At 41.0% G+C, this 12,748-nt stretch carries 14 protein-coding genes, 1 tRNA gene and 1 riboswitch; of the genes, 4 read left to right on the plus strand and 11 right to left on the minus strand.

Translation table 11 applies throughout. The annotated features are described in order from the left end of the window. Positions 1-69: 69 nt before the first annotated feature. The 5 genes from ACMZ6Z_RS04130 to ACMZ6Z_RS04150 form a co-directional block, all read right to left on the minus strand. Complete coding sequence (locus tag ACMZ6Z_RS04130) at positions 70-1,257, minus strand: FtsW/RodA/SpoVE family cell cycle protein (RefSeq protein ID WP_416131343.1); 1,188 nt, start codon at positions 1,255-1,257, stop codon at positions 70-72. Between the two features lie 175 nt (positions 1,258-1,432). Further along, positions 1,433-1,504, minus strand: a tRNA-Arg gene (locus ACMZ6Z_RS04135). A gap of 148 nt (positions 1,505-1,652) precedes the next feature. Beyond that, on the minus strand, positions 1,653-2,324 hold the full coding sequence (locus tag ACMZ6Z_RS04140) for a hydrolase (protein ID WP_416131344.1): 672 nt from the start codon (positions 2,322-2,324) through the stop codon (positions 1,653-1,655). Positions 2,325-2,414: 90 nt separating this feature from the next. Beyond that, complete coding sequence (rplS, locus tag ACMZ6Z_RS04145) at positions 2,415-2,762, minus strand: 50S ribosomal protein L19 (protein WP_416131345.1); 348 nt, start codon at positions 2,760-2,762, stop codon at positions 2,415-2,417. Between the two features lie 251 nt (positions 2,763-3,013). Beyond that, positions 3,014-3,084, minus strand: a riboswitch (Fluoride riboswitch). Beyond that, positions 3,085-3,528 (minus strand): flavodoxin, encoded by a 444-nt coding sequence (locus tag ACMZ6Z_RS04150; protein ID WP_416131346.1) that lies wholly within the window; start codon positions 3,526-3,528, stop codon positions 3,085-3,087. 294 nt (positions 3,529-3,822) lie between these two features. On the opposite strand from ACMZ6Z_RS04150, the gene ACMZ6Z_RS04155 reads away from it, so the two are divergent. Continuing rightward, positions 3,823-4,779 carry a DHH family phosphoesterase gene (locus ACMZ6Z_RS04155; RefSeq protein ID WP_416131347.1) on the plus strand — a complete coding sequence of 319 codons (957 nt, stop codon included), beginning with the start codon at positions 3,823-3,825 and terminating at the stop codon, positions 4,777-4,779. Beyond that, on the plus strand, positions 4,766-5,206 hold the full coding sequence (locus tag ACMZ6Z_RS04160; RefSeq protein ID WP_416131348.1) for a GtrA family protein: 441 nt from the start codon (positions 4,766-4,768) through the stop codon (positions 5,204-5,206). Before ACMZ6Z_RS04155 ends, ACMZ6Z_RS04160 begins: the two co-directional genes overlap by 14 nt. Before the next feature lie 10 nt (positions 5,207-5,216). Here ACMZ6Z_RS04160 and ACMZ6Z_RS04165 read toward each other — a convergent pair whose 3' ends face one another. The 4 genes from ACMZ6Z_RS04165 to ACMZ6Z_RS04180 all read right to left on the minus strand — a co-directional run bounded on the left by ACMZ6Z_RS04165 (position 5,217) and on the right by ACMZ6Z_RS04180 (position 9,412). Continuing rightward, on the minus strand, positions 5,217-6,146 hold the full coding sequence (locus ACMZ6Z_RS04165) for a YihY/virulence factor BrkB family protein (protein WP_416131349.1): 930 nt from the start codon (positions 6,144-6,146) through the stop codon (positions 5,217-5,219). A gap of 12 nt (positions 6,147-6,158) precedes the next feature. Continuing rightward, positions 6,159-7,019 carry a methionyl aminopeptidase gene (locus ACMZ6Z_RS04170; protein ID WP_416131350.1) on the minus strand — a complete coding sequence of 287 codons (861 nt, stop codon included), beginning with the start codon at positions 7,017-7,019 and terminating at the stop codon, positions 6,159-6,161. A 427-nt stretch (positions 7,020-7,446) separates the two neighbouring features. Continuing rightward, positions 7,447-8,001: a GNAT family N-acetyltransferase gene (locus tag ACMZ6Z_RS04175; RefSeq protein ID WP_416131351.1), complete on the minus strand. Its 555-nt coding sequence runs from the start codon at positions 7,999-8,001 to the stop codon at positions 7,447-7,449. 148 nt (positions 8,002-8,149) lie between these two features. Next, positions 8,150-9,412 (minus strand): UDP-N-acetylglucosamine 1-carboxyvinyltransferase, encoded by a 1,263-nt coding sequence (locus ACMZ6Z_RS04180; protein ID WP_416131352.1) that lies wholly within the window; start codon positions 9,410-9,412, stop codon positions 8,150-8,152. Positions 9,413-9,610: 198 nt separating this feature from the next. Here ACMZ6Z_RS04180 and ACMZ6Z_RS04185 point away from each other — a divergent pair, with 198 nt between their 5' ends. Beyond that, a complete protein-coding gene (locus tag ACMZ6Z_RS04185) occupies positions 9,611-9,886 on the plus strand; it encodes a YiaA/YiaB family inner membrane protein (protein WP_416131353.1) in 276 nt (91 codons plus the stop codon). Positions 9,887-10,020: 134 nt separating this feature from the next. Here ACMZ6Z_RS04185 and metK read toward each other — a convergent pair whose 3' ends face one another. Next, on the minus strand, positions 10,021-11,208 hold the full coding sequence (metK, locus tag ACMZ6Z_RS04190) for a methionine adenosyltransferase (RefSeq protein WP_416131354.1): 1,188 nt from the start codon (positions 11,206-11,208) through the stop codon (positions 10,021-10,023). Positions 11,209-11,470: 262 nt separating this feature from the next. Between metK and birA the strand changes: the two genes are divergently transcribed. After that, positions 11,471-12,403, plus strand: coding sequence for a bifunctional biotin--[acetyl-CoA-carboxylase] ligase/biotin operon repressor BirA (gene birA / locus ACMZ6Z_RS04195; RefSeq protein WP_416131355.1), 933 nt, complete (start codon positions 11,471-11,473; stop codon positions 12,401-12,403). On the opposite strand, the gene ACMZ6Z_RS04200 is transcribed toward birA, so the two are convergent. Beyond that, positions 12,384-12,581, minus strand: a complete 198-nt coding sequence (locus tag ACMZ6Z_RS04200; protein ID WP_416131356.1) for a DUF3272 family protein — start codon at positions 12,579-12,581, stop codon at positions 12,384-12,386. The genes birA and ACMZ6Z_RS04200 overlap by 20 nt on opposite strands. Between the last annotated feature and the right edge of the window lie 167 nt (positions 12,582-12,748).

Consider the following 12,748-nt stretch of genomic DNA (forward strand, 5'->3'; position numbering starts at 1 on the left):
CCTGGAAAAGCATTTTAATCAGCACTTAAAACGAGTCTGGGCATCTTAAAGCCAGACTCGTTTCTAATATTAAACTGTTGAGGGTTTGTTGGAACTTTCTTGGTGTTTCTTATTGTGATGTGACATGGATAAGATTAAGCCAATACCAATTAAATTCGATATCAGCGAGCTCCCCCCTTGAGAAATAAAAGGAAGAGGAATACCTGTAAGCGGTAAAATCCCTATAGCAGCACCGATATTCTCAAAAATATGAAAGAGAATCATCATGATAAACCCTGTTGAGATATAGGTATAGAATTGATTATTGGACGCTAAGGTAATGAGAATCATCCGATAAATCAAAATCAAGTATAAACCTAGAGTCACCGCCGAACCAATAAAACCATAGTCCTCAGCAATGATGGTAAAAATCATATCGCTCTCCCTAACTGGTACTGCTAATTCAAGTACTGAGAAGCCTTTGCCAAAAATGCCACCACTACCAATAGAGAGCATGCTTTGCGTCTGCTGATAAGCAATACTTGAAGCAAAGTCAAAGGGCTTTAACCAAGCTAAAATACGGTTGATCTGGTAAGTATCCATGCCTATACGATAGAGAAACTCACGACCAGGCTCCCACAAAAACACCAGCAGAAAGATCACTATTGAAACTAAGCTCACAAGTAAAGTACTCAGAATAATCTTCCAGCTAATGCCAGATAAAAAGCTCATGCCTACAAAAATCGCTAGAAATACCATGGCTGTGCCAATGTCTTTTTGAAGGGCTAAAAGACCTAAAATCGGCAGGGTAACCCCTAAAAAACCAGCTAATAGTTTCCAATCTTGTGACAGCGTTCGCTCTGGGTAACGTCCATGAAACCAGATGGCAACTTCAGATAAGATCAAAATATAAGAGATTTTCATAAACTCTGATGGTTGAAAAAGCGTAACATTTCCTATACTGATCCAGTTTTTAGAACCTGTTGAGGCTACTACTTCAGGGCTGTAAAAAATCAAAGGAAGTATCATCAGACTCAACCCTAGCAGGTATAATAATGGACTGATTTTCCACAAAAACTCTCTACTAAACAGCCTAACAACCGAAGCAAATAAGATACCAATAGCTACCCACGCCACCTGCTGAACCATCACTTGCAGTACTTTATCAGGATAGTCATTGACCGTTGCGGTATAAATCGCTACAAAACCAATCATAATCAGTAAACTAACAGGAGCAATTATCGCAATATCAATGGTCTTATGGATAGTATCTTTCAAGTGTTAGTCACCCTTTTCTTATTGAAATGCTTATGAGATGTTTAGTGGCTGGTTAATCCCTTTCAACAAGCTATCAGCAAAAACTGTTGATCAATCATTTAGGGCAGTTTCAATCATCAAAAAATCATCTAAATCCCTAAAAGCTTGAACATTAGCCACACCAATAGCACTCAAATATCCCCTGCCGGAATCGAACCAGCAACGACTCCTTAGGAGGGAGTTGTTATATCCATTTAACTAAGGGGACATAGACGCCATCAACCCAAAAAACACTGGGGACTGGGCATACGAGCTCGAGTCGTTGACACCAGTCACCAAGATCCTTTGTGATTTTTAAAAGCATTTTGTAAGTCTATTTTACCCTAGTCCTCTTGCTCATGCAAGTTTTTTTCATATTAGTTTTTAACTTCTTGACGGTATTTCTGCATTTTCTTTTTGAAAATATCTGCATTGCTTGGTGGCGTATAGGTCACTGCGTTAGCGCCCGCAGTGATGACCTCTAAGATGCTGTCTTTGGTTGGTCCACCTGTTGCCATGATGGGAATATCTGGATAAGACTGGCGAATCTTTCGTACCATCTCAGGAGTCTTAGAGCCTCCACTCACATTTAGAATATCCACACCAGCTTTTAAACGCGATGCAATATCTGCACTTTCTGTCACAACCGTATAAATAATTGGAATATCAATAAAATCATTGATAGCTTGAATGGTTTCTGGACTGCTTGGACCGTTGACAACAACAGCTATAGCTCCCTCTGACTCCGAAAACAAGCTCATATTAGCTGAACGCTGTCCTGTTGTCAAACCACCACCGACACCAGCAAAGACTGGTACTGAGGATACCAACATAATACTCTTTAGAACCGTAGGATTGGGGGTAAACGGATAAACTGCTAAAACAGCATCTGCATTATTATTAGCAATAATAGCGATGTCTGTTGTAAAGATAACTGACTTTATCTTGCGGCCATATATTTCAATCCCCGAACATTGACTAATGACTGAAGGGACTTCAATTATTTCCTGCCTTAACTCTGAGCGAACAGATGGGACATCTTGACTCATTGATTGACTCTCTCTCATTTTAAATTAGATAAAAAACCCTTCTCAAAGAGAAGAGTTGAAACTCTAGTTAAGGGCATCTGATGCCTAATCTTAACGACGAATTTCTTTAATACGTGCTGCTTTACCTTGCAAGGCACGTAGGTAGTAAAGTTTCGCACGACGAACACGACCGTGACGGATGACTTCAATTTTGTCAACACGTGGTGTGTGGATTGGGAAAGTACGCTCAACTCCAATACCACCAGAGATCTTACGAACAGTATACATCTCTGAAATGCCTTGACCTTTGCGTGAAATCACAACACCTTCAAAGATCTGGATACGCTCACGGTTACCTTCGACAACTTTAGCGTGTACGCGAACCGTATCACCAGCGCGGAAGTCAGGAATATCAGTACGAAGTTGACTTTCAGTCAAACTTTGGATTAATGGATTCATTTTTTATTCTCCTTATCTTGCCAATCGTAAGTACTTGTCCCAGCGGATTAGCCGTTTTTTGTGTGTCCATTACACACTTAATGTATCATACCATGTCTTAAATGATTTGTAAAGCATCACGCTAAACTGTCATTCTCACACGCTAAACTGTCATTCTCATCAAAAATGAAAACTAAAGTTCGTGCAACTTGGTGATAAAACCCACGGTGTCACTAAAGATTTACCAGAATAGCCTTTCTGAAAATGACGAAAAAAGCGTAGACGTCATCAGCTTTTCAGCGGTTTAGGTTTCCCTAGGGAGACAATCATTCCCAGTTATGTCTTAGCTTACACGCGCAGACAAGTCTTCTGCAAAGCGCTCTAGGGCTTCAATATCGTCATCATCGGCAGCCAAATCTACCTTAATAGACTCTGCTCCTTTTGTAGCACCAGTTAAGGCAAACTGTTTGTCAAAATCATCAACACAGGTACAAAAATCATCGTAAAAAGTATCACCAGAACCCGCGCAGCCATAAACTTTTCCAGATAAATCAAGGTCTGCTAAGTCTTCGTAAAAATCAACAATCTCCTCTGGCAACTCCCCATCATCATAAGTATAAGTTACCACAACACAAATATCAGCATCCTCAAACTCACTAGCTTCCACCATGGTACACTCATCCATATCAACAGTATGTCCCAAAGCTTCCAGCTTATTGGTGATAATATCAGCTAGCTCCTCATTGTTACCAGTCATACTGGCATAAACCACTTTTGCTAAGGCCATATTTTCCTCCCTGTCCTTATATCTTTGCTTATTGTATCATACTTTAGGCTCTGCTCGCAAATCAATTTAAAGTCCGTTTCGTGTTTGCTTGATGTGCCTGATGAGATAGCTAACGACACCTGATCACAATCAATCTTGATCAGGTGACGACATTAAAGATGACACTAGGATTCACCTAAGCAAGTCAAAGACATCTTCTTTGGATTGTTAAAGAAGATCACAACCCCTTTTTCATGGTATAATGGTGTCATGTCTCCACAAAGACAGATTACCAAAGACAAAGGACAATAACGAATGTTCCAAACGATTCTATCAACTATAGACCTCTATCAAACCATTATTATTCATCGTCATCAAAGACCTGATCCTGATGCTCTTGGATCACAATTAGGGCTTAGAGAGATATTGAGGCATAACTTTCCAGAAAAAAACATTCTAGCAACAGGGCTTGATGAGCCAAGCCTAGCTTGGATGGCTGATATGGATCTGGTAAGCGATCACGACTATCAAGGGGCTTTAGTGATTGTCACAGATACAGCTAATCAGCCCCGTATTGATGATCAGCGCTATCAACAAGGCGATTTTTTGATAAAAATAGATCATCATCCAAATCACGATGCCTACGGTCATCTCTCTTACGTTGATACGCAAGCTTCCAGCACCAGTGAAATTATCACTGAATTTGCCCTCAAGACAGCACTGACTTTGACCAAGGAGGCCGCTCGACTGCTATATGCTGGTATCATTGGTGACACTGGTCGCTTTCTATACCCCTCAACCAGTGCTAAAACCTTACGCCTTGCAGCAGAACTACGAGCCTTTGATGTGGATTTTGCTGCCATGGCTCGTCAAATGGACACCTTCCCTTATAATATTGCTAAACTGCAAGGCTATATTTTTGAGCACTTGGATATTTCAGAAAATGGCGTTGCTAGGATAACCTTGACACAAGACATCCTCAAGACTTACCAGGTTTTGGAAGCTGAGACTTCAGCTATCGTCAGCTCTCCTGGAAAGATTGATATGGTGCAGGCTTGGGCTATCTTTGTAGAACAAGCTGATAGACATAGCTATCGTGTTCGCCTGCGTAGTAAAGAAGTTGTCATAAACACCATCGCACAAGAACACGACGGTGGAGGACATCCTCTAGCTAGTGGGGCCAACTCTTATAGCCTTGAAGAAAATGAACAGATTTTCCAAAAAATGATTAAGGCCGTCACCCAAAAGGAGATTCAAGATGAAATACATTAAGGCACTCTGGCATCATGAAGTGACAGCCTATCTCTTTTTTGGTGGGCTAGCAACCCTGGTCTATCTCACAGCTCGCACTATCTTATTTTCAGTGAGCAGACAAGCCACCTTGGCAGCTGTTGTCGCCAATGCTATCGCCATTTTATTCGCCTTCTTTACAAATGACCGCTGGGTCTTCAAGCAGGAACGCCGAGGTTGGCAAAAGCGTCTGGTGACTTTTACAGGAGCGCGTCTGTCAACTCTGATTCTTGATTTGGTCTTAGCTGAGATTTTAGTCGAAAGATTTCCTGCGATCATTGGTCAATTTGTTGACCATCATCTCGCTAAGATCAATCTCATTGAATCTTTGATTGCTCAAATCCTTATTATTATTATCAATTACATGATTAGCAAATACATCGTCTTTAAACACCAAAAAACAAGTTGATACCTTTGGCTCAACTTGTTTTTTGGTGATCCTCTTTAGTGATATGACAGATTTTTTTTAGAAAGTCCAAGACGTTGTCATTACGCGTTTCAAACTCATCCATATGTTTTTTTTGATAAGAAGCATTTAAAACTGCCCCAAAAATGATCACTTTTGCAAAAACGCTAAACCATAGCATTACAGCTAAAATCGTAATAGAACCAAACATTCGTAGATTATCTAAACGATCCATAACAGACGTCACATAACGTCCAAAAAGATTGGTCATCGTCATAAATACCAAGGTTGTCGAGATGGTTCCTGGAACAATATAACGTATCTTACCAATATGGACATTAGGCAAGAGATAATACAAGACTGCCAAAGCAATGAAAAAAACAAGTGCCGTGACAGGTTGTGTCAAATTGAGCAAGAGCTTAAACAGTTTGGGATCAAAGGGATAGGTTGACTGTAGCAACTGCAAAACAGTCCTACCAAAAGTAGATAGAATAATCGCAATAGCTAAAAACACGGTCACCAAAACACTAGATAAAAACCCAACGATATAGCCTAATACAAGCCCTCGATGATCCTGAACACCGTAAGCCTTGTTAATTGATTTTTGTAAAAACCGCATGCTACGAGACATGGTCCAAAGACCTGTCACTACTGAAATCCAAACCAAACCTGAATTTGGCTTATTAAAGATAGTAGTCACAATATTAGCTGTAATCTCATAAAGTTCTGCGGGTAAATTATCCTTTAAAAAGGTCAAAATGTGATTGGTATTAATATTGATATAGGGAAAAAGGTTTCCTAAAAGCACAACAAAGGGAAATAAGGTCAAAAGCAGATAGTAGGCCACAGCAATACTGGACAAATCCATTTCAGCTGATTGAAATAAGTCTATAAAATCCTTGACAAAATCAATTGATTTTAGCTTTGCAATTAGTCTTTTCACAAAAAACACTCTCTAATAAGTTCTTTCTTGTCCTTGACTGGTCAAGATAACTGGCCCATCCTTAGTGATCACAAATTGATGTTCATACTGACAGGACAGACCTCCATCAAGGGTTTTATGTGCCCAACCTGTCTCCATGTCCGTGTCAATCTCCCAAGTACCTGTATTGATCATTGGTTCAATGGTTAAGACCATACCTTCTTTAAGTCTAAGACCCTTTCCTGCTGTGCCATAATGAGGCACATTAGGAGCTTCATGCATGGTTGGACCAACACCATGCCCAACAAGGTCACGCACAACCCCGTAACCATGACTTTCAGCATAGGCTTGAACCGCCGCACCAATATCTCCGATACGATTGCCGACCACTGCTTTTTCGATACCAAGATACAAGGCTTCTTTGGTCACAGCCATCAAGTTTTTGACTTCCTCTGAGACCTCACCCACAGCATAAGCCCAGCAAGAATCTGCTAACCCACCTTTATAAGGTTCTGTGTAGCGCTTCATTTCAGCGACATTATCAAAATCCAAGGTTGAAACATCTAGGACTGACTTATCTAAGGGTTCGCTTAAAACCATATCCACCTTCAGTAAATCCCCATTTTTTAAGGAATAATGACGCGGAAAGGCGTGAGCAACCTCATCATTAAGCCCACAACATGTCGCATAGGGATAATCCATCAAATGGCCATCAACACCAATCTGTAAAGGAAGCACGTTCTCCTCCTTGCAACGACGACGAACATATGCTTCGACCTCCCACATGTCCACACCTGGTTTGATAAGCTCTCTCAAACCAATATGAATACTAGCTAAAACATCTCCGGCACGATCCATCGCCTCAATTTCACGCGCTGATTTTAAGGTTATCATATTGTTACTCCCTTTTTCATTTTTTTTAAGAACCTGTATTCATAAGTGCGGTGCTTTGATATCAGAAATCATTTTTTGACAGAAGACGATGAATACAGGTTCTAACTTATTTTTAATGTCATTTGTGCCTTAACAAGCAGCTTCTCAGCCAATGTTACTTTCTGCTCCAAGGTCATGCTACAGTGATAAGCAGTAATAACGTTTGGCTCAATAGTTAGAGTCCCATCTATGGGTAAAGTCTGGTAAAAGACCTTGTACCCGCTGATTTGAATGAGCAATCATAGGTAGCTCCACCATAAACTGACAACTGCCATTCTTCAAGAACTCTAAATGTAGAAGAAACGGTTCATTGTAAGGATCTAGGGGCAAGAATTGATCTTAACCAAGCACCTCAAGCCTACTGACAATATCAAGAATTCCCTGATGTTTATTCATATTTATAATCCTCACGGCGTAATTCTAAACGGTTATAGCGTCGCATCTTATGCGTGTAGCGATCGCTCCCTTTAAAGCGTTCTTTCAGGGTAAACCCACAGGATTCAGCCAGCCTTTGACTGGCTTTATTTTCCTCATGAACAACAATCTCAAGCCTTCGCATATCAAAGGCTTTAAAACATAGAAAAGACAAGGTCTTAAGACTTTGTGACATCAGCCCTTGTCGCCAATACCTTTCTGATAAAAAATAACCAAGTTCCGCTCGTCTATCACCCTGATGATAATTCTCTAAGCGAATCGCACCAATAACCTGGTGAGTTTGCTTATTCACAATCGCCCATTTGCCTAAGGGTTCTTTGAGAAAGGCGCTCACCAATAAATTCGCAACATCAGCTCTTGTCTGATAGCCTGGGTGAATAAAGCGCATCACACGAGGGTTCAAAACCATCTCTGAAAAATCTTCCAAATCAGCATAAGTAAAGGGACGAAAGGATAGATCATTCGTCTCAAAACTAGCAAACTCTGCTAAGGCTAACATTATTGACATAATAGCATTATAACATAAGCCCTGACCTCTTGCTATATCAAAGATTTCAGAGCATTTGATGATAGCAAAAAAGAAGGCAGAGTGAGTTTGCCTTCGCTTTATCATTTATTTTCAGAGACTAGGCATTTATTGCCCAGCCTCCTCTTATCTAGGCTTCAACTAAGCTAATGTCAGCACCTAAAGCACGTAATTTTTCAATAATATCGGAGTAACCACGCAGGATAAAGTCGATATTGGATATCTCTGTGCGCCCTTCTGCCATCAATCCAGCAATGATCAGAGCTGCACCTGCGCGCAAGTCCGTCGCTTTAACGTTGGCACCTGTTAGGTGATTAGGTCCATCATACACCACTTGACCACTGATGACTGACAGATTAGCACCCATGCGAGCTAGTTCGGGGACATGATTGACACGCTTTTCATAAATAGTATCCTTAATAACACCACGCCCCTTAGTTTTTAAGAGTAAAGGGGTCAAGGGTTGCTGTAAATCCGTCGCAAATCCTGGATAAGGTGCTGTCTTAATGGTAACCGGCCTAAGATCGGCTTGTTTTTCAACAAAGATAGCGTCCTCTTCTACTGTCATGCGCACACCGATTTCTTCCAACTTGGCAATAAAAGCTTCTAAATGTTCATAAAGGACATTGTTAACCTTAATCCCACTACCTGCTGCTGCTGCAAGGGCTATGTAAGAACCCGCCTCAATTCTATCAGGGATAACTTGATGCCTGGTGCCACTGAGTTTTTTAACACCTTCAATAGTGATGACATCAGTCCCTGCACCACGAACACGAGCTCCCATATTGTTGAGCAGGGTTGCCACGTCAATAATCTCAGGCTCACGTGCTACATTTTCAATCACTGTCCGACCGTCAGCTTTAACTGCTGCCAACATGGTATTGATCGTTGCCCCAACTGTTACGGTATCAAAGTAGATATGTGTCCCATGAAGGGCTTGACCCTTTTCAGTTGCTAAACGCATAGCATCACCCTCATAAGAAACCTCAGCCCCCATGGCTGCAAAGGCTTTGAGATGCAGATCAATCGGACGAGGTCCTAAATCACAGCCTCCGGGCAAGCCGAGCGTCGCCTCACCAAATCGCCCTAACAAGCTGCCATAAAAATAATAAGACGCCCGTAAACTATTGATCTTACCATAAGGCATTGGGTGATTTTGAACACCACGAGGATCTATCTCAAGACTATCCTCGTAACGTTTGACGGTCGCCCCCATACTCTCCATAATGGCAATCAAGCTATCAACATCTGAAATAGCTGGTACGCCATCTAAAATCACGACACCGTCCGACAAGATCGCTGCTGGAATCAAAGCCACCACGCTATTTTTAGCACCCGAAATCGTGACTTCGCCTGTTAGAGGTTTTCCTCCATTAATAACAATTTTACGCATAACCAATACTTTCTTAACAATACATGAATCAAACCTAACTATTTTATCATATTTTTGTAAAACAGCCAAACAAGAATGTTTTGGTATTGATATACTAAGTTTTTGAAATTTTAAGACATTAACTACCACGGAATTGATTAATCTATTTCTCTATGTTATACTTTATGTAAAAGTTTTTAAAAATGTTAGGAGATTGTAATGAATAATGTCAAGAAAAAAATTTATCGTAACACACCTGCTTTTACCATGATGGCATGGGGATCTTTTCTTTTTTTCTCAGCCTTGGTATTGATTGGTCTTTACACTTTAAAAGAACCACTCATGGTTAAGGGCTATTATTTAATGGGTTCTGTTGGTCTCATCTCATCTTCATTTACCGTGTCTAAAGTTATCCGTGATAATCAAGAAGATGAAGAAAACTATAATAGCCTTTTTCAAAATGTTAACCTTCATCAAGACGACATCAATGACTAACGCTTCCATGAGATAGAAGATAAAGTTATTAAAAAGCTTAGCGATAACGTTTTTTAACGAATGGCTAAGCTTTTTGACTATTTTTAAAAAAATTTGGACTAGCACTTAGCCTATCTCTGTGCTGCTAAAGGGGATTAACCGAGTTTTTGCTTTAAGGCCTCTACTTTGTCTAATCGTTCCCAGGGAAGATCGATATCCGTTCGACCCATGTGCCCATACGCTGCTGTTTGTTTGTAGATAGGACGCTTGAGGTCTAGCATCTTGATAATGCCTGCTGGGCGAAGGTCAAATAGCTCACGAACCACTTTTTCTAAACGAGACTCTGAAACCTTGGCTGTCCCAAAGGTATCAATGCGAACCGAAACAGGCTGCGCCACACCGATAGCATAAGCCAGCTGTACTTCTACTTTTTTGGCTAATCCTGCAGCCACGATATTTTTAGCAATGTAACGAGCGGCGTATGAAGCTGAACGATCAACCTTGGTAGCATCTTTTCCGGAGAATGCTCCACCGCCATGACGCGAATAGCCACCATAGGTATCAACAATGATTTTTCGCCCCGTCAAACCAGAATCTCCCTGAGGACCACCGATAACAAAGCGACCTGTCGGGTTGATGAAATAGTTTGTCTCTTCATCAAGGTAGTCTGATGGAATCACCGTCTTGATCACCTGATTGATCATATCTTGACGGATTTGCTCATTTGTGACATCTGGATCATGTTGCGTTGAGATCACAACAGTATCTACACGAACTGGCTTGTCATTCTCATCATACTCTACTGTTACTTGGGATTTGGCATCTGGACGAAGATATGAAATCGCCCCAGACTTACGCAATTCAGCTAGTTTACGGACTAATTGATGTGACAATGAAATCGGAAGTGGCATCAATTCAGGCGTCTCATCAACCGCAAAACCAAACATCAATCCTTGATCGCCTGCACCGATAAAACTCAGTTGGTCTTTGTCTCCCTCACGAACTTCAAGAGATTGATTGACCCCTTGAGCAATGTCTAAAGATTGCTCAACCAATGATGGGTGAACACCCACTGACTCCGCTGAAAAGCCATACTCTGCCTTTGTATAACCTATTTCAGCAATGGTATCACGCACCACACGGTTAATATCGACATAAGCTGAGGTTGATAGTTCACCAAAAACATGAACAGATCCAGTATAAACAACTGTTTCTGCCGCTACATGAGCATCTGGGTCTTGTTCTAAAAGAGCATCCAAAATCGCATCGGAAATCTGGTCTGCAATCTTATCCGGATGTCCTTCTGAAACTGACTCAGACGTGAAAAGTTTACGTTCTGACATAAAAATGTCCCCCTTAAAATAATAGTCGTCACTGGATGTGACTGGTTACTAGGTTACAAAGAACCGACTAAGTCTTTCTTTTTTGAAACAGCCTGACGCGATTACCTCTAGCATTTCGGCTGGTCTCTGGGCTCTTGCTTAGTCGCCTTTTCGGGACTTCATAACATGTCATATTGTATCATAAAAATGGTTTTTTAAAAGAGTTTTCTAAAATCGTCACCAAACTACTGACAAGAACCACAACATATACTATACTAAAACTATGAAAACATACGAACATATTTACCAGCATCTGTCCGAAAACACGTTTATTAGTGGTGAAAAGCTGGCACAAGAGCTCAAAGTGTCACGATCTGCCATCTGGAAGGGCATCAAAACCTTAGAAGAGCAAGGCATTGTCATCGAAGCTGTTAAAAAGAAGGGATACCGTATTATCTCTGGCAACCTTTTAGTACCTAAGGCCATTTCGCAAGCTCTTAAAATACCCGTTACCTACCTCTCTGTCAGTCAATCAACCCAACAAGATGCTAAAACTGCTGCTTTAAAGGGAGCCCATGCACCCCAGCTGTACCTGGCTCCCTACCAAACCGCTGCTCGTGGCCGCTTAAATCGGTATTTTCACGCTGACAGCCACGGTGGTATTTACATGACGCTGCACCTCAAACCTAACTGTTCCTACGATCATTTGCCAGCTTATACGGTGCTTGTGGCCTCTAGTATCGTCAAAGCTATTGCAAGATTGACCGGCAAATCTCCTGATATCAAATGGGTCAATGATATTTTTTTAGAGGGTAAAAAGATTGCTGGGATTTTATCAGAAGCCGTCACATCTGTTGAAACAGGACAGGTGACGGATATGTTTATCGGTGTTGGTCTTAATTTCCATATCCTGTCCTTTCCAGAAGACCTAAAAGAAATTGCTGGCTCTTTATTCACCGAGAATCCTACCATCACCCGTCAAGAGCTCATTTGTGAAATATGGCGACTCTTTTTCACCATTCCTGAACATGATCTGATCAAAATTTATAAAGAAAAATCACTTGTCTTAAACAAACAAGTGACCTATGAGCAAGATGGCAAGACAATGACTGCCAAAGTCTTATCAATTACTGATCAAGGGCATTTGATCTTAAAAACCAAGGATGATAAAGAAATCACCCTAACCGGTGGGGAAGTTAGTCTTTCTTCTTGGTAAACTGCTCCAAAAGTCGCTTCGTAAAACGAGAAACCCGCTGTACACGACGTAGATTTCTAAAGAGCAACAGCCCCCAAAAGACGGCTAGCAAGTAATTACCAGTCATCATAGCATGGTTAAAAAAATAAGTCTCTATAGCACAAATCAGTGCCATTAGTATAAATTGTGAATAAGGCATAATGGTATTATAGCAAAAAGACAAACAGTGAGCAAAGCACAAGGAAGTGAGATAGACATTGATAGCTCTTAAAGCTTGAAGTCTCCTCACTCTTTCTCTGTCTAAGTTCAGGCTGTAAAACCCAATGAACTCTAATGAAGAGGGCTCACTACACCTTACTGTTTAGC

The organism is Streptococcus pluranimalium (assembly GCF_047785705.1).
GTDB classification, from domain to species: domain Bacteria; phylum Bacillota; class Bacilli; order Lactobacillales; family Streptococcaceae; genus Streptococcus; species Streptococcus pluranimalium_A.

Bases quoted from the DNA above. Each gene is read 5' to 3' on its own strand.
- ACMZ6Z_RS04140 (WP_416131344.1), bottom strand. From the start codon at position 2,324: ATGAGTCAAGATGTCCCATCTGTTCGCTCAGAGTTAAGGCAGGAAATA.
- rplS (WP_416131345.1), bottom strand. From the start codon at position 2,762: ATGAATCCATTAATCCAAAGTTTGACTGAAAGTCAACTTCGTACTGAT.
- ACMZ6Z_RS04150 (WP_416131346.1), bottom strand. From the start codon at position 3,528: ATGGCCTTAGCAAAAGTGGTTTATGCCAGTATGACTGGTAACAATGAG.
- ACMZ6Z_RS04155 (WP_416131347.1), top strand. From the start codon at position 3,823: ATGTTCCAAACGATTCTATCAACTATAGACCTCTATCAAACCATTATT.
- ACMZ6Z_RS04160 (WP_416131348.1), top strand. From the start codon at position 4,766: ATGAAATACATTAAGGCACTCTGGCATCATGAAGTGACAGCCTATCTC.
- ACMZ6Z_RS04170 (WP_416131350.1), bottom strand. From the start codon at position 7,019: ATGATAACCTTAAAATCAGCGCGTGAAATTGAGGCGATGGATCGTGCC.
- ACMZ6Z_RS04175 (WP_416131351.1), bottom strand. From the start codon at position 8,001: ATGTCAATAATGTTAGCCTTAGCAGAGTTTGCTAGTTTTGAGACGAAT.
- ACMZ6Z_RS04180 (WP_416131352.1), bottom strand. From the start codon at position 9,412: ATGCGTAAAATTGTTATTAATGGAGGAAAACCTCTAACAGGCGAAGTC.
- ACMZ6Z_RS04185 (WP_416131353.1), top strand. From the start codon at position 9,611: ATGAATAATGTCAAGAAAAAAATTTATCGTAACACACCTGCTTTTACC.
- metK (WP_416131354.1), bottom strand. From the start codon at position 11,208: ATGTCAGAACGTAAACTTTTCACGTCTGAGTCAGTTTCAGAAGGACAT.
- birA (WP_416131355.1), top strand. From the start codon at position 11,471: ATGAAAACATACGAACATATTTACCAGCATCTGTCCGAAAACACGTTT.
- ACMZ6Z_RS04200 (WP_416131356.1), bottom strand. From the start codon at position 12,581: ATGCCTTATTCACAATTTATACTAATGGCACTGATTTGTGCTATAGAG.